At 51.6% G+C, this 17,926-nt stretch carries 20 protein-coding genes; 14 read left to right on the top strand and 6 right to left on the bottom strand.

Translation table 11 applies throughout. The features are described 5' to 3' along the window. Positions 1-297 precede the first annotated feature (297 nt). From ltrA to NST96_RS17660, 4 genes are all read left to right on the top strand, one after another. Positions 298-1,563: a group II intron reverse transcriptase/maturase gene (gene ltrA / locus NST96_RS17675; protein WP_024985202.1), complete on the top strand. Its 1,266-nt coding sequence runs from the start codon at positions 298-300 to the stop codon at positions 1,561-1,563. A gap of 205 nt (positions 1,564-1,768) precedes the next feature. Beyond that, the gene (locus NST96_RS17670; protein ID WP_003386231.1) at positions 1,769-2,530 is read left to right on the top strand and encodes a TraR/DksA C4-type zinc finger protein; all 762 of its coding nucleotides are present in this window, start codon (positions 1,769-1,771) and stop codon (positions 2,528-2,530) included. A gap of 15 nt (positions 2,531-2,545) precedes the next feature. After that, positions 2,546-3,664, top strand: a complete 1,119-nt coding sequence (locus tag NST96_RS17665) for a mandelate racemase/muconate lactonizing enzyme family protein (protein ID WP_243014799.1) — start codon at positions 2,546-2,548, stop codon at positions 3,662-3,664. A 17-nt stretch (positions 3,665-3,681) separates the two neighbouring features. Next, positions 3,682-5,082: an MFS transporter gene (locus tag NST96_RS17660; protein ID WP_031932816.1), complete on the top strand. Its 1,401-nt coding sequence runs from the start codon at positions 3,682-3,684 to the stop codon at positions 5,080-5,082. A gap of 36 nt (positions 5,083-5,118) precedes the next feature. Here the strand turns inward: NST96_RS17660 and NST96_RS17655 are convergent, their stop codons facing one another. From NST96_RS17655 to NST96_RS17640, 4 genes are all read right to left on the bottom strand, one after another. Beyond that, on the bottom strand, positions 5,119-5,601 hold the full coding sequence (locus NST96_RS17655) for an NUDIX domain-containing protein (protein WP_003386227.1): 483 nt from the start codon (positions 5,599-5,601) through the stop codon (positions 5,119-5,121). Positions 5,602-5,604: 3 nt separating this feature from the next. Beyond that, complete coding sequence (locus tag NST96_RS17650) at positions 5,605-6,525, bottom strand: NAD(P)/FAD-dependent oxidoreductase (RefSeq protein WP_003386226.1); 921 nt, start codon at positions 6,523-6,525, stop codon at positions 5,605-5,607. 79 nt (positions 6,526-6,604) lie between these two features. Then, positions 6,605-7,024 (bottom strand): hypothetical protein, encoded by a 420-nt coding sequence (locus NST96_RS17645; protein WP_003386225.1) that lies wholly within the window; start codon positions 7,022-7,024, stop codon positions 6,605-6,607. Then, entirely contained in the window at positions 7,021-7,614 is a 594-nt protein-coding gene (locus NST96_RS17640) for a TetR/AcrR family transcriptional regulator (RefSeq protein ID WP_003386224.1), read from the bottom strand. Before NST96_RS17640 ends, NST96_RS17645 begins: the two co-directional genes overlap by 4 nt. Positions 7,615-7,804: 190 nt before the next feature. Between NST96_RS17640 and NST96_RS17635 the strand changes: the two genes are divergently transcribed. The 9 genes from NST96_RS17635 (at position 7,805) to NST96_RS17595 (ending at position 15,729) form a co-directional block, all read left to right on the top strand. Continuing rightward, positions 7,805-9,217 carry an LCP family protein gene (locus tag NST96_RS17635; RefSeq protein WP_243014800.1) on the top strand — a complete coding sequence of 471 codons (1,413 nt, stop codon included), beginning with the start codon at positions 7,805-7,807 and terminating at the stop codon, positions 9,215-9,217. A gap of 171 nt (positions 9,218-9,388) precedes the next feature. Further along, the gene (locus NST96_RS17630) at positions 9,389-11,542 is read left to right on the top strand and encodes a DNA topoisomerase III (protein WP_003386221.1); all 2,154 of its coding nucleotides are present in this window, start codon (positions 9,389-9,391) and stop codon (positions 11,540-11,542) included. A 170-nt stretch (positions 11,543-11,712) separates the two neighbouring features. Next, positions 11,713-12,378 carry a PspA/IM30 family protein gene (locus tag NST96_RS17625; protein WP_024984277.1) on the top strand — a complete coding sequence of 222 codons (666 nt, stop codon included), beginning with the start codon at positions 11,713-11,715 and terminating at the stop codon, positions 12,376-12,378. Positions 12,379-12,598: 220 nt separating this feature from the next. Then, positions 12,599-13,003: a DUF350 domain-containing protein gene (locus NST96_RS17620; protein WP_003386219.1), complete on the top strand. Its 405-nt coding sequence runs from the start codon at positions 12,599-12,601 to the stop codon at positions 13,001-13,003. 26 nt (positions 13,004-13,029) lie between these two features. Continuing rightward, positions 13,030-13,536 carry a DUF4178 domain-containing protein gene (locus NST96_RS17615; protein WP_003386218.1) on the top strand — a complete coding sequence of 169 codons (507 nt, stop codon included), beginning with the start codon at positions 13,030-13,032 and terminating at the stop codon, positions 13,534-13,536. Positions 13,537-13,548: 12 nt separating this feature from the next. After that, positions 13,549-14,337: a DUF4247 domain-containing protein gene (locus tag NST96_RS17610; protein WP_003386217.1), complete on the top strand. Its 789-nt coding sequence runs from the start codon at positions 13,549-13,551 to the stop codon at positions 14,335-14,337. Positions 14,338-14,641: 304 nt separating this feature from the next. Beyond that, positions 14,642-14,872, top strand: coding sequence for a spore coat associated protein CotJA (locus NST96_RS17605; protein ID WP_003386215.1), 231 nt, complete (start codon positions 14,642-14,644; stop codon positions 14,870-14,872). Beyond that, positions 14,869-15,138 (top strand): spore coat protein CotJB, encoded by a 270-nt coding sequence (locus tag NST96_RS17600; protein WP_003386213.1) that lies wholly within the window; start codon positions 14,869-14,871, stop codon positions 15,136-15,138. Before NST96_RS17605 ends, NST96_RS17600 begins: the two co-directional genes overlap by 4 nt. 21 nt (positions 15,139-15,159) lie before the next feature. After that, complete coding sequence (locus NST96_RS17595; protein WP_024984275.1) at positions 15,160-15,729, top strand: manganese catalase family protein; 570 nt, start codon at positions 15,160-15,162, stop codon at positions 15,727-15,729. Between the two features lie 57 nt (positions 15,730-15,786). On the opposite strand, the gene NST96_RS17590 is transcribed toward NST96_RS17595, so the two are convergent. Together NST96_RS17590 and NST96_RS17585 are read right to left on the bottom strand one after the other, a co-directional pair. Further along, entirely contained in the window at positions 15,787-16,671 is an 885-nt protein-coding gene (locus NST96_RS17590) for an IS3 family transposase (protein WP_155808033.1), read from the bottom strand. Then, a complete protein-coding gene (locus NST96_RS17585; RefSeq protein WP_024985204.1) occupies positions 16,611-16,937 on the bottom strand; it encodes a helix-turn-helix domain-containing protein in 327 nt (108 codons plus the stop codon). The genes NST96_RS17590 and NST96_RS17585 overlap by 61 nt, the downstream gene beginning before the upstream one ends. A 421-nt stretch (positions 16,938-17,358) precedes the next feature. Here NST96_RS17585 and NST96_RS17580 point away from each other — a divergent pair, with 421 nt between their 5' ends. Next, positions 17,359-17,805 (top strand): DUF4912 domain-containing protein, encoded by a 447-nt coding sequence (locus NST96_RS17580; RefSeq protein WP_024982951.1) that lies wholly within the window; start codon positions 17,359-17,361, stop codon positions 17,803-17,805. Positions 17,806-17,926: the final 121 nt, after the last annotated feature.

Below are 17,926 nucleotides of genomic sequence, written 5' to 3'. Positions count from 1 at the left end.
TTACCTGGGGAGGTCTGCATGAAACGCCTTCAACTGTTGGTAACCGTCTCCGTAAGGAGACGCTGAACATGCAGAAGTCAGCAGAGGCCATAGTACCCGAGTAGAGGACGCTTGAATGGGGAAGGGCCGAACATCAAGTCAGCATGCGATCCATGTCTTTTGATACGGTACGTCGAAGCAGAATTCTGTCAAGGAACTACTTTTGAAGAGCAGGGGTGAAGCCCCGAGGGTACAAAAGAGGGCTGAGTATCGTACAGCAAGCACGGAGTCCGCATGTGCGAAGGAAGGAACATCATTATGGATTTGCTGGAAAAAGTCTTATCACGGGAAAACTTACGGATGGCACTCCAACGAGTGGAGGAAAACAAAGGTGTCGGTGGAGTCGATGGTGTTTCAACCGAACAACTACGCGATTATCTACGTGAACACTGGCAAGCCATCCGCGAGAAGATGGAAAGGGGAACCTATAGACCTTCACCTGTTCGCAGAGTCGAAATCCCGAAACCTGACGGTGGTGTAAGGTTATTAGGCATTCCCACCGTGGTAGACCGCTTTATTCAGCAGGCCATCCTCCAAGTGTTAACGCCGATCTTCGACCCCACCTTCTCGGAATCTAGCTATGGGTTCCGTCCAAAACGTAGCGCTCACATGGCAGTAAGGAAAGCGCAAGCGTATATCTCCGAAGGATATCGTTTCGTGGTGGACATCGATCTAGAGAAATTCTTTGATCGCGTAAATCATGATATTCTAATGAGCCGTGTGGCTCGAAAAGTTCAGGACAAGAGAATTTTAAGACTGATTCGTTCCTACTTGAATGCGGGGATCATGATAAATGGCGTCTGTACAACATCAAGTGAAGGAACACCGCAAGGTGGGCCGTTAAGCCCACTTTTGGCAAATATCCTACTTGATGATTTGGACAAGGAACTCGAAAAGAGAGGCCACCGTTTCTGCCGCTACGCAGACGATTGTAATATCTACGTGAAAACAAAACGGGCAGGGGAACGAGTAAAGAAGAGTATTCAAAACCACTTGGAGAAGGTACTAAGGCTAAAAGTAAATGAGGAGAAAAGCGCGATAGACCGACCATGGAAACGAAAATTCTTGGGCTTTAGTTTTACCTTTGCAAAACAGACAAGGATTCGCATCCACCCCAAATCCCTCCTCAAGCTAAAAGAGAAAATCCGCACGATCACGAATCCGGTGTGGAGCATCTCGATGGAGAAGCGGATTGAAAGAATAAATCAGTACCTCATGGGCTGGATTGGATATTTCGCCCTTGCAGACGCGAAGGGCATTCTACAATCCATTGAGGAATGGACAAGGCGCAGGCTCCGTCTTTGTTTGTGGATGCAGTGGAAACGCGTGAGAACCAGATATCGAGAACTTCGTTCTCTTGGCATATCTCACGTAAAAGCCATTGAAATTGCAAATACCCGCAAGGGTGCATGGCGTACCACAAAGTCTCCGCATATACACAAAGCCCTCGGCATTGCCTACTGGCAACAACAAGGGCTGAAAAGCTTAGTGCAACGATATTCTCAAATTCGTCAAGCTTGGTGAACCGCCGTATACCGAACGGTACGTACGGTGGTGTGAGAGGACGGGGGTTAGTCGCCCCCTCCTACTCGATTTATCCCTCCGAATAGTGTTTTTTTCTCCATGACCTTTACCTTGATACGGTTGGCGTATTTGCGGCCGGGGTTAATTTGAACAGCGAATAGACATACTACCCTTCAGAGATAACAAAGGAAGGACGGTGTCATACGTGGACGAGCAGAAGCTGGCGCGCTTCAGGGTAAGACTTCTGGAGCAGAAGAAGGAACTGGAGGATCGGGTGCAGGACCACTATGGAATGCGCGAACCGATGTCTACTTCCCTACAGGAATTTTCCATGTACGATAACCACCCGGCCGATATCGGCAGCGAAATGTTTGAGCGGGAAAAGGATCTTGCCCTGGACAGCTTGGACAGGGAAACACTAAAGGAAATCGATCAGGCGCTGAGCAGAATGGAGGAAGGCACATACGGCATCTGTACGGTATGCGGACAGGACATACCGGAGGAGCGTCTGGAAGCGTTGCCTCAAGCCCAGACGTGCAAGGAACATGCACCTGCTCCGAACCTCAACGAATCGCGTCCAATCGAAGAAGAATTCCTCCAGCCGCCATTTGGGCGGACTTCTCTGGATGAAAAAGAGGGACAAAACGGCTTCGACGGCGAGGATGCCTGGCAAATCGTCGAGGCGTGGGGAACCTCCAGCACGCCGTTTTCCTTCGTGGATAATGACAAAACCGACTACAAGGAAATGTATATAGAAAGCGACGAGCCAGACGGGTTTGTCGAGGCTGTGGAGGAAATCGGATATACGGATATTCACGGCTATCACGGGCCGGACAGCGTCAAATTCATGCGCAGCGGAACGTATGAAGAGTATATGCGCAAAGGCGAAGGAAAAGGGCAGTTCTTGAATTATGAAGATGCCTTGGAAGAAAGAGCGGAGCGGGAAGGGCGAAATGATTTGATGTAAATCAGGAGGACTTTCATGCAGATCGCACGCGTTGAGACGTATCCCTTGCTCTACACGCTTGGGCAGCCGTATGGGGACGCAAATGGGTACAAAAAATACCGGACCTGTTTCCTGATCAGGATCATTACCAACTCCGGCACCGAAGGCTGGGGTGAAGCGGTTGACTGGCTGCCCACACTGGAAAAAGGCTTTTCCGAGAGGATCATTCCTTATTTGCTTGGAAAGCGGGCGCCAGACCGGTTGTCAATCGTCTCCACCATCGCAAAATGGCACCAGCGTGCTGCCGTGGCGGTGAGCATGGCTCTGACTGAAATTGTGGCAAAAGAGGCAGGCTTGTCACTGTGCGAACTGTGGGGAGGTGCCTTGCATAGCTCTATTCCGGTTTACGCCTCGTTTCAATCGTACAGCGATAGAGAAGACTGGCCGCTCCATTCAGTCCGCCTCGTCGAAGCCCAGATTCACAACGGTTTTCGCATGGTCAAAGTGAAAGTCGGAGGCAGGTGCTGGCAGGAGGACCGGAGGCATATTGAACGACTGAAGGCCTCCATTCCGGAAAGTGTTCAGGTGGCTCTGGATGCAAACCAAAGCTATGATCTGGCGACTGCCCGCAAGTGGGAGCAAGTTTTTTCTCGCTATGGAAATTGGTTATGGATGGAAGAGCCGATGCCGATGGAAAGGACCGAGGAGTATGTGAAGCTTCGTGCAGCTCTTTCGGTTCCTTTGGCAGGCGGGGAGAATTTGATTAGATGTAATCAATTTTTACATCTGTTAAAAAATGGGGCTGTTGACTTGATTCAACCTGACCCCGTTCATTCGGAAGGCATAGACAGCTATCGGGAGAACCTGACGATGGGCCGAAATTTTGGGCATCGGGTTTCCCCCCATGTTTACGACGGCTCCCTGGCCCGTCTTTATGCCATCTGCTCACAAGCTTGCTTGCCGGCCTGGAGCAAAATGGACGGAGACAAAATTGAGCCTGTCGAATGGGACGTCATGGAGAATCCGTTTACGGAATTATTCCCAATAAAGCTTCAGGGAGGACTGGCTGTCGTCCCTGATGGCATCGGTATTGGTGTTGAACCGGATTGGAGAATTATAAACGCATTGCGCTGGGACGGCAGCGCATACGTGTAAATACGGGGAGATTGGACATGGCGCAAAACACAAAAAATCTGGTTGGTTTAACCGGCATCCCGCTGGTCATGGTGCTGGGCAATTCAATGCTCATCCCTGTATTGCCCACGATGAAATCCAAAATGGATCTGACTGCCTTGCAGACGAGCTTGCTGATCACTGCTTTTTCGATCTCTGCGGGAATTGTCATTCCGCTTGCGGGCTATTTGTCAGACCGGTTCGGACGCAAGATCGTCATTATCCTGTCGCTCATCCTCTATGGCGCAGGCGGCTTGGTGGCCGGTCTGGCATCGCTCTGGTGGGACAATCCGTACATGCTTATCATGCTGGGTCGCGTAATGCAGGGGGTTGGAGCGGCAGGAACAGCTCCGATCGCGATGGCGATGGCCGGAGATTTGTTCAAAGGCGCCTCGGAAAGCCGGGCGCTTGGCTTGATGGAGACGTCCAACGGGCTTGGGAAAGTCCTCAGTCCGGTTTTCGGCTCGCTCCTGGCGATGATTGCGTGGTATATGGTGTTCTTGGCTTTTCCCATTATTTGCGGAGTGGTTTTGCTGCTGTTTCTGTTTTTTACCAAGGAGAAAAAACAGGAAAAACAGCCGATGCCGGTTCGCCAATATCTGCAGTCGATTGGGCAAGTCTTTCGGCAGCATGGGCGCTGGTTGATTCCGGCCTTTTTTATCGGGAGCATCTGTCTGTTTACGCTTTTCGGGGTCTTGTTCTATCTGTCCGACCTCCTGGAAGAAAAGTATAAAATCGACGGGCTCTTGAAAGGCGCATTTTTGGCGGTTCCCCTTTTGGTGATGAGCATCACAGCGTACATCACCGGATTGATTATCAAGAAAAAACTAGGGCTCATGCGCCTCTTTGTCATCATCGGGATGTTCCTGCTTGCCACTTCCTACGTTATCGCCAATTTTGTAAAAGGTGCTTATGTATTGACGGGCGTTCTTATCATTGGAAGTGTCGGTACGGGATTAATCCTGCCCTGCCTGAACAGTATGATCATCGGGGCTGTAAAGAAGTCAGAGCGGGGCATGATAACCTCTTTGTACAGCGGTGTCCGTTTTATCGGTGTAGCCGTCGGACCGCCTGTGTTTACCTGGCTTTTGGATAGGTCAAGAAGCGTGATGTTCCTCTCGATTGCGGGGCTGGCTGCACTATTTGGGGTGGTGGCGATCTTCTTCTTGAAACCGAAGCAAGCAGGGGATGCTGCCTCGGAGCAGCCGTCGGAAGAAGAGGAGGAAAGCGCCAAAGAGACAAAGGCGATGGAGCAGGTAGCGGAGATTCTTGGCATCCATCGGGAGAGCGAAGAGGACAAACGACGCGTGGAAGCGATAAAAAGGTTTGGATTCGATCCAAACGATTTAATGGACGCCTTGTTAAAGAACAAAGGGACCAAAAACAAGGAAAAAAGCTGACAGGCATCCGCCTTTTTAAAGGAGATGCCTGTCTCTTCATGTTTTCACATTCGCGGAAAAGGGATGGCGCCTTGCTTGCTCAAGCGTCAACGGATAGACGTCATCATACAAATATCGGCTAAACGGTTTTTGCCCTTTTACCGCTACGGGTATTTCCTCAAACCAAACGGCTTCTTCCACATCGGTTCCGGTTGGGAGATCCGCAAGATGCAGCACCCGGGCTATGTAGATATCCTTTACGATTTCACCGCCAACCGTGTACTGACCGATCCTCTCGATTGCTTCCAGGACAGCACCCGTCTCTTCAAAGGTCTCCCGGACGGCGGCGGCCAGGCTTGTTTCACCGGGCTCGACTTTTCCCCCGGGAAGTTCAATCCCTCGCGTCCGATGACGGGTAAACACCAGCTTTCCTTGCCAAAAGGGGAAGACGAGGACGTGCTTGGCGGTACGCTGGCGAAAGACGGCAGGATCAAAGGTAAGGGTAACCGCGAAGCCGAAGTCATCTACGAATTCATGCATGCTTCACTGCTCCTTCAGTTGGAGTGAAATGTGCTTTACTGCCTTCATCGCCTGACCTGCCGCCAAAGACAGGCTGCCATAATCCGCACCGTTGGTGACATCACCGATCGCGTAAATCCATTCTGTCCCTTTGACCTGCTGATAATTGTCTGCCGGCAGATAGCGGGAATTTTCTTCTCCCAAAAGGCTGTCTAACCCGTCAACATTGCCGTGAACCCCAATTCTGGGCAAAATGCGATCGACGCTTATTGTTGAAGGCGTATCCGGACGAAAGGAGCGAAGGGACAAAACAGCTTTTCCATCCCGCTCCGAGCAAGCGGCGACCTCCGTTTCCCACAGAATCGTCAGCGAAGGAAGCGTGGAAAGTCGTTCTCTCCACTGGGAGCGGGCCCGCATGTGGGCGCTTCTCACCAAGAGGTGAACCGTCCGTGCATAGCGGCTCAGATTGTAGGCGCTCTCCGCTGCACGATCGCCTCCGCCGATGACGGCGATGTCCATTCCGGTGACTGCTTCCGCCTCGGCGGTAGTGGAAAACCAGGGGGCCAGTACCTTGGAACAATCCGCGAGGGCAGGAATCTGATTAGGGCTTACGCCTGTCGCAACGATCAGATAGTCTGTCTGATAGGCCGTCCGCGTGGTTGTTACCTTTCGCTTGGTGGGATCGACCGAGGTCAGCGCTTCACCAAACCGGACTTGCAGGCTTCGAAGCACTTTATGACTTTGCAGCTCTTCAAGAAGGTTCGTTCCGTCCGCGTAAATATGCGGAGGAAAATCCCAGATTTCATTGTGGATTTGCGCCAGCTGGCCGCCCAACCGATCCGTTTTCTCGATCAGAATGCAGGACAACCCGAGCCGTTCGCACCAAATGGCGGCCGACATTCCCGCTATGCCGCCGCCAGCGATAAGTACCTGAACATGTTCCACACGAGTCCCCCTTTCCAAAAAGAGACTGCCAAACGCTCTCTATATATATGCTTTCTATGATGATCCAGACAGTTTTAGACTACCCCTTTCGACGGGCGAGTGCAAGAGTGTTCTGCCAGGCCGGGATCAAGATGTACAACCCGTAGGCAAAGACCACCCAGACCGAGAAGGAAAGCACCTGCTCATCACTCATGTGCGGGAAGAAGAGAGTGTGATTCGAAAGGGAGATGCTGTCCAGCATTAGTCCTACGGCTGTGCCAAGCATCCCGAAGCGGACGAGGCCGTACTTTGATGGATCAATCAGGTGGTAGGAAAGGCCCACCAAGTAAAGAGCGATGGCCGTGACAGCTTCCAGTCCGAGAAAGACGGGGAAAAACAGGTCGTGTGTCACACTGACAAGTACGTGATGGCCAAAGTAACGGAAAAATAACGTGACCAGCAGCCAGACTATTGCGCCGGAGACAACCGGAGTGACCCATTCGCGTGTTGACAGTTTCATCGTGATTCGGCTCCTTTCCTTCCAACAAGAAATGAAATGACATGAGCGAGGTCGGCATACGCCTGATCGGCATCAAAGGTGGGCGACAGCAGCGCCTGCAAGGCGAGTCCGTCAATCCACGCATTGAACAGAGGGGCCCAGCGTTCGGCTGGAATATCAACAGGTGTACGCTCCCCCGCGAATTTTTTGACAATCTCGCCAAGCGCTTGATTTTCCTGGTCCTGCAGCAGGGCCAGCTCGCTGCGCAATGAGTCCTGATAGATACCCGCAGCGATCAAGGAGAAATAGACGCGATGATACGGAGAATCATGGGTACAGCGGCTCCGGGCGGAAGCGAGCGCCTTTTCCAAAATGGCTTCGCCTTGGCCGGCATCTGCCAGAAGGTCATGCCAGGAATCCTGACACATTTCTTTAATCAACTCGAGAAGCAGTTGTTCTTTGTTGCGAAAATGGTAGTACACCGTTCCTTGGGTAACGCCTGCTCCCTCGGCCACAGCTTTCAAGGTAAGGGCCTGCATCCCGTGGCTTGCGATTACCTGACGGGCAGATTGGAGCAATTCCTGACGAGAGATGACGTTCGGTTTGGCCATACACTCACCCTCTTGACATTGATTAGTTAGTTGAATGACTAACTCTATTGTGATTTTCATAATAGGAGAAAAAAATGGCATCGTCAAGCAGCCTTCACCAAAGTTTTACAAAAATAGACCCGGGTATGGTAGAATGAGACATAATTTTACAAGAACAAAAATTTCTCTGTCTTTTCGAGGGAGTGACTGGATGTTGGGGAATACACAAAAGAACGGAGTGCCGACGGCAAAGCAGAGGCGGACCAAGCGGAGCAAAAAGGGTCTCAAGCTGTGGCTCGTGTTGACCGGCAGCATGCTTCTGCTAGCAGCCATCATCGGCGGGGGATATGTCCTCTCCAAGCTGGATGACACGCTGACGGAGGTAACCGAGAACCCGTACAAATTGCCGGATCAGCCCGTAGTCGAACAGCATTACGAAGAAAACAAATCGCTTTCGATCCTGATCATCGGGACGGATACACGCCAGAACATCGGCATGCTGAATACGGATGTTCTCATGCTGGCTGTCGCTGATCCGGATGACAAGAAGGTGAGCATGGTCTCCATTCCGCGGGATACGCGGGTAAAGGTGCCCGGCTACCCGGAATACCACAAGATCAACGGAGTATTCGCCATTGGAGAAGGGCTGAGGCAGCAGGCGGAGAAAAAGGGAGAGCCTGTGACCGAAAACGGTGTGACCATCCTGAAAAAAACGATGGAGAGCATGTTTGGCATCCCGGTCGACCACTATATCCTGCTTGATTTTGAAGGCTTCAAGGCCGTTATCGACAAATTGGGAGGAGTCGAGGTAACTGTCGACCGCGAGCTGGTCTACGAATTGCCGCGCGGGGGTGTTTACCGGACGCTGAGAGCTGGCAAACAGGTGCTGAATGGCGAGCAGGCTCTCGGCTATGTCCGCCATCGTATAGACAGAAGGGGTAGCAAATACGATTCAAGCGATTTCGACCGGAACAGGAGGCAGCAAGAGGTGATCAAAGCCGTTACCGACAAGATGACCTCTGCTGATGGACTGACGAAGGCCCTGGCTGTTTTGGAAACAGCCGGCAAGCATGTGAAAACCGATTTGTCGAAGGATCAAATCAAAGGCTTGGCCATGGATTTCAGCAATTTCTCCTCGAAAGACATCGTTTCGCTTGACAACGGGGCGCTGTGGGATTCCCGCCTGCTGTATACGCTGTGGCCGCGGGAAAACATGAATGAGATCCGCCGCATTCTGCAAAGCGAGCGGGGCGCTCAATCCGAAATCGCGATGAACGACGCTGCGATCGCGGAGGTAGCCCGTGCGGAGCCCCGCAAGCCTTCCGGGGGAACAAAACCGTCCACCGGCAGCGGAAGTCATGCAACTCCGGCTAAGCCGCCGTCCGCAAAGCCGGACTCTGGCTCAACCAAGCAGCAAACGAGTCCGCAGCCTCCGAAGCCCCCAGGTGATATGCAGCCGGATGTCAATACTGCACCGGGAGAAGGGCAAGGTGGTGCGGTTCCTGTTCCGGGAGGTGAAGGTCAGCCTGCGCCGGCAGACATGCCGCCTCCCGACATTGTCAATCCGCAGCAGTGGGTGCCGAGTCCGCCTTCAGCGGGAGCCGACAACGGTCAGACCGGATAGACCGAGGCTGCATTCGAGAAGCGAATAACGAGCATATGGGAAACGGGGGCAGGAGACTGCTCCCTTTTTGTGCTTTCCATCCGCTCGCAAGGAGGGAAGCGGATAGTGTAAAATGAACGGGAACAAGCTTTTCAACAAAACCTGTACAAATAGCATAGGGAGAACGAGGAAATGAAGGTTGTCATAGCAGAAAAGCCGGACCAAGCCATGAAACTGGCCGGCCCCTTTACACATAGAAAAAAGCAGGGATTTCTTGAGATCGCCCCCAATCGCCTGTTTCCCCAGGGGGCGCTCGTCACATGGGCGATCGGCCACATCTGTGAGCTCGTTCCCCCGGAAGCGTACAATCCAGCCTGGAAAAGATGGACACTGCAAAGCCTGCCGCTGATTCCGGAGACGTTTCGCCATCAGGTGACACGGTCCAAAGCCAAGCAGTTTGCCATCATCAAGCAGCTCCTCAGACGGTCTGATGTTCGTGAAATTATCCACGCCGGTGATGCGGGGAGAGAAGGCGAGCTGATCGTCAGGACCATCATCGAACAGTGCGGCGTGAAAAAACCGATGAAGCGCTTGTGGATTTCCTCTCTGACCGAGAAGGCCGTTGTCGCGGGCTTCGAGTCGCTTTTGGACGAAACGGAGACGCAAAACCTGTATCAGGAAGCCTACAGCCGCTCCTGTGCCGACTGGCTGATCGGCATGAACGCCTCCCGTGTCTACACGATTCTGCTGAAGAACAAGGGGATCAACGATGTATTTTCAGCGGGGAGGGTTCAGACCCCGACACTTGCGCTGGTCGTCAAGCGCGAAAAGGAAATCGCGAACTTCAAGCCCGAACCGTTTTGGGAGGTGCTGGCCACTTTTCAGATCGATGGCAAGAAGTACGAGGGCGTCTGGCAAAAGGACGGGCAGTCCCGCATCGACCAGGCGGAGATGGCAGAGCGGATCGCCGCCTTTTGCCGCGGGAAGTCAGCCTCTGTAAAAGAGGTGAAGCAGGAACGGAAGGAGTATTTGCCGCCCTATCTGTTTAATCTCTCGGCATTGCAGGCAACCGCCAACAAGCTCTACAAGTTCTCGCCGCAAAAGACGCTTGAAGTGGCACAGAAGCTCTACCTGAAAGGATATCTTTCCTACCCGCGCTCCGATTCCAGCTTCGTCACCACGGAGGAGGCGCGGACCTTTCCCGATATTCTCGCCAAGCTGGCAAAGCAGCCGGCGTTCAGCGGCTATTTTCCGACGCCCAAGACATCGCTTGCAGGGAACAGCCGCTACGTCAATCAGAAGAAAGTGACGGACCACTATGCGATCATCCCGACGGAGCAGGTGCCGAACGTCGCGAAGCTGCCTGATGAAGAGCGCAAAATTTACGACCTGGTGGCGCGCAGGCTGATCGCCGCCCACTGCGAGAGCGCATTATTTGACTATACGACCGTGCTGACGCTGGTGGAGGGACGGGCAGAGTTCGTCAGCAAGGGAAAGGTTCAGGTGCGTGCCGGTTGGCGAACCGTGTTGTTTGACCAGGAGAAGGACGGCGACGATGAGATTTTGCCGCCGCTTGCAGAGGGCGAAGAGGGCAGCGTGCACAAGGTAAAGGTAAAGGAGAGCAAGACGCAGCCGCCCAAGCGATACACGGAAGGCCAGTTGATCACCTTGATGAAAACGGCGGGCAAGCATTTGGACAACCAGGAGCTGGAAAAGGTCCTGATGAAGACGGAAGGCTTGGGGACGGAAGCGACCAGAGCCGGGATCATCGCCATGCTGAAGCAGCGCAAGTACATCGAGGTAAAACGGAACCAGGTGTTTGCCACGCAAAAAGGCATTCTCTTGATCGAAGTGATTGGAGACAAGATTCTGGCATCCGCCGAGATGACGGCGCGTTGGGAGCAGCGTCTGGCCGAGATTGGCCAGGGACAGGCGTCTGCCCAGGCGTTCATGGAGCAAGTGCGAAAATTGTCCCATAAGATCGTCCAGGACGCCGTGGAGCAATCGAAGGAATGGAACCTGCAGGACTACGATGTCCAGGCCCTGCCCAAACAGGCTTCGCGATTCAGACTCGGCAAAAAGGTGGCCGCCTGCCGGGTATGCGGCGGAGATCTGGTAGACAAGGGAGATTTCTACGGCTGCAGCAACTACCAAAAGACAAAATGCAGCGTGACCATCTCCAAGCAGATCATGGGCAAGAAGATTACCGAAACCAATGCCAAGAAGCTGATGGAGCAGGGCAAAAGCAACAAGATCAAGGGATTTAAAAAAGGACAGGAGAGTTTTGACGCCTATCTGGTTTGGGACGAGGAGGAGAAAAGAGTGAAGGTCGAACAGGACTCGTAATACTGGCGCTGAAGCCTTGAATGGGTGATCGGGGAGCGAAAAGAGTTTCTCTGCCCTGAGTCCTATCGTTTTTTGAAACTTCTTTTGTACTCATCCGTACCTATATAGAGAAAGAGGTACAGCGTCTAAAGTTGTATTTCCAAGTTCCTTATCCGAGGAGGAAAAGACCTATGTCCATTTTTAAAAGACTTCGCGACCTGACCATGTCCAATCTGTATGCGCTTATAGAAAAAGCGGAAGATCCGATTAAAATGACCGACCAATACCTGCGTGACATGCAGGAAGACCTGGCGGAAGCGGAAAAAGCGGTGGCTGCTCAGATCGTTTTGGAAAAGAAATTCAAACAACTGTATGAAGAGCAGGAAGCCCTGGTGAAAAAACGCGATGAGCAGGCCCATGTCGCAGCGCAGGCGAAAAATATCGACCTCGCTCGCCGCGCGCTGGAAGAAAAGAAAGCAGCCGAGCAAAAAATGGCCGAGTACAAAACAAGCTATGAGCAAAACAAGGCTGCTGCCGATATGCTGCGCGAAAAGCTGGAAGAAATGCGCAAGCAGATTACCGAGCTGAAAAACAAACGGGAAACATTGGCTGCACGCGTGAATGCCGCCAAAGCGCAAAAGCAAATCAACCAATCGATGTCCGGGTTCGACTCCAGTACTGCTATGGCCGGGCTGAAGCGCATGGAAGAAAAAGCGATGCAGCTGGAAGCAGAAGCGGAAGCGAGCGGAGAGCTGTACAAGAAACAATCCTCTCTGGACGAAGAAATTGCCAAACTGAGCAAGGATCAGCAGGTTGAAGACGAGCTTGCTGCGCTGATGAAAAAATACGAGGGGTAAGCCGCCTGGGCGGTCCCCCTTTTTTCGTCGCAGGAAGTAACGAAATGATGCGTAATGGACCGATAGTACAACTATTGAAGCCCTTGTCCCCTTGGGCACTGCGTTCAGCCAAGGCTTGGCAAAGCCGGCTTTCTATCAGCAGAGACGGTTGGAGCCGAGGGAAAGACGAAGGCACGGGATTTTCCGGATTGAATGAACTTGATGCGTGGGGGGATTGTCAGTGGCCTGGAGAGAAATTCTCGCCATGCTCGTTTGGACGGGAGCAGGGGCTATCTTGTTGTTTGTGCTCATGTGGATAGATTCCTTGTTTACCAGATACAAAGATTTGACGGAAATGAAAAAAGGCAATGTGGCCGTCACGACGAGATTTGTGATGAAGCTGTTTGCACAGGGATACATTCTGTCGCAGTCGATTGCGACATCCAATGACCTGTGGGAAGCGCTGCTCGTCTCGGTGGTATCTTTTATCATCTTGTTCATTTTGGAATTTGTGGTGGAAAGGCTGTTAAAAACGTTTACAGGCCTGGATCTGGATGAAGGCACCCAGCAGGGAATGGTAGCGTATGCGCTCCTGGCCGGGTCCTTTCATGTCGTTGGAGCATTGATTTTGGGGGCCTGTCTGTAAATGGTTAGATTGAGAGGGGTTCACCAATGAGTGTATGGAAGAGAATCCAAAACATCTTTGCCAAGCATGAGCCTCCTCATGAGGAAGAGAGCTTGCTTGCGATCGGACCGGGAGATGTCATCGAAGTCTCGCTGGAGACCTATCAAGTGACGGGCAAGACCCGCAATCTCAACCGGAACGCTGTGATGCTCACTTTGCAGGATGGCAATCGAGTGCGCTACTTTTTGATTGAAGAGCGGGAGCGGACGGTTTATCAGCTATATGACGTCATTGACGGGCGGCTGGATTCAGTGGATGAAATCCCGAGCACGATTGAATTGGACGATGCCACCTACCATCTGGAGGAGCAATTTTCCGGAAAGGTGACGGCGACGGGAAGCACAGCGTTCCAATCCTCGGGGGAGCAGCATATTTGGCAGTTCCAATCAGATGACCGGCGGCTGCTCAGAATCGAGTGGCAAGACGGACGCATTATGCTGTATGAAGGGGAGAGCATCCTGCCGGCCGACGTGCAGATTATTCGCGGGACGTAAAGGGGGAGAGACATGCGACAGGCACTGTATAAAGCGATCAAGCTCATCCTGGTCCCGGCCCTGTTGCTGCTTGCCTTGTCAGGGTGCAACACCCAATCAGTAGGTGAAACCTATCCGCTGGAATCTGTGATTTCCAAAGACGGAAGCCAGACCTCCCGCGTTTACCGCGCTGAAAATAAAACGGTGCCGGAAGTGGCCAAGGAGTTGTCCGCGCAAAGAGAGCCGGACGAAATCTCCAAAGAGGACGAGAAACACATGTTTCTGGTCTACTCGGATGAATGGTATCATTTGCAGCAGGATGAGGCCAAGCCTTCAGATACGCTCATCGAAGTGGACAGCAAGGAATTTGTTCGACAAAACTACAATCCGTCCTTCCTCGAAGGGTACATCCTTGCAAGCATCCTGAGTGATCTGTTCGATGGCCACAAAAGCTATCCGGGTACGTACCGGGGCTACACGACCAAGGAAGTGTACAAACCGTCAGGGACGTACCGTACACCTACTGCAGAAGAGATAAAGAAGGCTCCGCCGATCACAACGCAGGGAACCGGCAGCATCATCAAACGGGGAGCGAAAGGAAAAGATACGACCGTCGGCTCCGAGGGCAGCATCACCAAGAAGCCGGTGGATACGTCTTCAGGCTCGAGCAAGAAAGGAAAAATTACCCGAACCTCAAGCAAGGGCAGCAGCATTTCTGACAGCAGCTCCAGCAAGAAGTCGTCGATCTTTTCCACGCCCCGAAGCAAATCGCCGCCGCGTACGAAGGTAGGGGGCTACGGACGAATAACCAAGAGAAGATAATCCGTATGAGAAAGATCCGCTTTCAGAAGCGGGTCTTTTTTGTTTGTACATACATGCAGGATTTCCAATCGTAATCGCATGCATTTTTTCATCATCAATAACTGACGGAGAGGAACAGACATTTCTTCTCCTAAAGCTGAGAGGCGGAGAATTGGACGCATTGACCTGTGACCGGAACGATTGTCATACGCAAATAGACGATTTTTATTTACGCGAATCGGGCGATTGCCCAACACCGGGCATGGGTAATTGTCATAGAGTGGTAGTGGTTAGTCAAAGACCTATCCCCAAGGAGGTTCCAGCATTGTACTCCCAGTACCGAGTCTATTATCCGTATGTCAGCCCGTTTGATCCTTGCCCTCCGCAACGAGTGAAGACATATGTGGTTCCGCCGCAGCTATTTATTCACTTCCAACCTCCCAATTTGCCGCAGTTTTCACCTCGTGAGGCGCTATTCCACGGCACACTGTGGCCAGAGCTGTACAGCCCTTATGAAGGACGCGGCGACAGGAGCGAAGGGAGGAGAAAAAAATGAATGAACCAAAGCCTGTTGACGAGCGATACTACCAACTATTGCATCAACTGCAGGCACTCGATTTCGTCTTGGTCGAATTGACGCTCTATCTCGATACACATAGCAATGACGCTGACGCGCTGCAGCAGTTCAACCAAATATCCGAGGAGCGCTGGAAGGTTGCTTGTGAATTTGAAGCAAGCTACGGACCGCTGCTGCAATTTGGTCTCAGTTTTTCTGGTTACCCGTGGCAGTGGAACGACACGCCTTGGCCCTGGCAGGTATAAAGACGAGGAGGAGAACACATCGTGTGGGTGTATGAAAAGAAACTGCAATATCCTGTCCGCGTGAGCAAATGCGATCCGCGTATGGCAAAATTCCTGCTTGAGCAGTACGGGGGCGCGGATGGTGAACTGGCTGCGGCTCTCCGCTATCTGAACCAGCGGTACTCGATTCCTGACAAGGTCATCGGCCTATTGACAGATATCGGGACGGAAGAGTTCGCTCATCTTGAAATGATCGCGACGATGGTCTACAAACTGACGAAAGACGCTACGCCCGAGCAGCTGATAGAAAACGGGCTTGGCGATCATTACGCCAACCACGACAAGGCATTGTTTTATCAAAATGCATCCGGCGTCCCCTGGACTGCAACCTACATCCAAGCCAAGGGCGATCCCATCGCCGACCTCTACGAAGACATCGCCGCAGAGGAAAAAGCGAGAGCGACCTATCAGTGGCTGATCGATATGACCGATGACGTGGATTTGCAGGACGGTCTGAAATTCCTGCGTGAACGGGAGGTCATTCACTCGCTTCGTTTCAGGGAAGCAGTGGAAATACTGAAAGAAGAACGAGATCGGAAAAAGTTTTTCTAGCCCGGGGCCACCGTGGTCAAGACCCCATTTAGTGGACAGTAAGAAAAAACCCGACCGTTAGACCGACAGCTGACGTCTGAATTCAACAGGCGTCAGCCTTTTTAATTTTCGTTGTGGTCGACTTTGGTTGTAGAATTGAATATATTCCTCAATTCGCCTTTGTGCCTCATCCACACTTCGGATATCATAAGGGTAGAGCCCTTCCGTTTTGAGATGCGAGAAGAAGCTCTCCATCGAGGCATTATCATAACAGTTGCCTCTCCGAGACATGCTGATTTGGGCGCCAACCTTCGGCAACATGTCGTGGTAAGCGTAGGACGTGTACTGGAATCCCTGATCGCTGTGAACGATCAGTCCAGTCACGTCTTTCGTCTTTTTAAAGGCTTTCTCAAAGGTCCGTAGGACCAACTGATTGTCGTTGCGAACTCCAATGTGGTAAGCCACAATCTCATTATTAAACAAATCCTTAATAGCAGACAGGTAGAGCCACGTATCCGCGACACGATACTGTGTGACATCGGTTACCCATTTTCGATTAGGTGCATCCGCTTTGAAATTCCGCTGCATCACATTCTCAGCGACTCGTCCACCTTCGGTTGAAGCATAGTGACCTCGATATTTGCGGCGTATTCGAGAACGGAGCTTCATTTCTTGCATCAGACGTAGTACCTTCTTATGGTTGACCCATACCCCGTGATCTCGTAAGAGAAACAGCTGGGTTTGTCGATACCCATATTTACCATCATACTTCTTATAAACTACTTTGATGAGGTCTTTCACGGGCTTGTCCCGGTCCGCTTGTTGCCGTTTCAAGTATGCATAGTATCCACTTCTTGAGACTCCAAACAGCTTGCAAAGTTCACTAGTCGTATACTCACCAGCTACTTGCTTGATCGCCTCATACTTATGGGCTGCACCTCCCGCATCCAGATTTTCAAACACTTTTTTAGCATCGAGTTCTCTCGTTTTAGCTTTTTAACATATCGATCTTGATCAACATATTCTTCACGTCTACCTCGTTGATCCATCAACCCAAATTCGCCTAACTGTTTATATTTTTTCATCCATACTTTAAGCCGGTGGCGGTCCGGAATCCCCAGATGCTCCATGATTCGACGGTATGTCCATCCTTCTTCGATATGCAGTCGTATGGCTTCCACCTTTAATTCGTGAGAATAACTTCTAAACGTTTGCCCCTTTTTCACCATAAAAAATGCACCCCTTAAATTTCATCGGATTTACCAGGGGTTTAATCCAATGTCCATTCTAAGGGGTGCACTTCACCGCACAGGTGGGCTCTTTTCTTTTGAGTTGAAACAGCTATGTAGCCTGAGGTCGCTGGAAATAGCTGCTTACGATGTAGACATTTTCCATAAATTTTCTCCTTGTTCAAGATGCAACAATTTTAAGTGATTCCCTCCAATCAAAACGGTCAAAACGATTTTTGTACGATGATGACGAAAAAGAGCTGTTTACTCGACAAAAGAACAAGCGATATGTTTGCAGCGTTCGACAGTTTTTGTCTGCCACTTCCGCTATGATTGCAATGGTGATTGATCCGTAAACAGTCTTCGTGGGATAGGAGAGAAGAACTACATATGGGAATACGACAGAAGGGAGCGATGTACGGTGCTCATTCAACCAGTTCCAATCCATTCACAGTCGAAGTCCGATTCTCAGGAGAGCCCGTGTCCGTTTGGCCACAACAGAATCTTGACTGCTGTAAAAAGACCTGACGCCTTCTGTGTAAAGTGGGAAATAGGCGCAGCCCGGCTGCGGATGATTGCTTCCTACCTGCAGGCTGACGAACAAGAAGTAGCCCAAGGGCTTCGTGTGTACGATGCCACGAATCTGCGAATAAATGGCAAACCTCCTCATCCGATCAGAGAGATTTGCGTGCAGGCGGATACAAGGGAAACTGTTGTTGATCGCTTGCGCCCGGGTGGAACGTATCTCGTTGATTTCGGATTATTTCACGATAGACGATTTTGTCCTGTCCTGCGCTCGGAGCCAGTGACGATGCCAGCGAGGAATCAGATGTTTTGGCAAAGACTGCATGCGGGAGGCAGCCGATAGAGGACAAATTCATTTCAAGCAGTAAATCCGCCGTTTTGTTCTATTGGCCGGAAAATCGGAATAGAGTAAACGTACGCTTCTTTCCCGGGGGTTCCGGATGATTGTGCAAACAAGGAGGTAC

It is taken from the genome of Brevibacillus sp. FSL K6-2834 (genome assembly GCF_038592925.1).
Classification (GTDB): domain Bacteria; phylum Bacillota; class Bacilli; order Brevibacillales; family Brevibacillaceae; genus Brevibacillus; species Brevibacillus borstelensis.
This window is presented reverse-complemented; position numbering and strand designations above follow the sequence as displayed.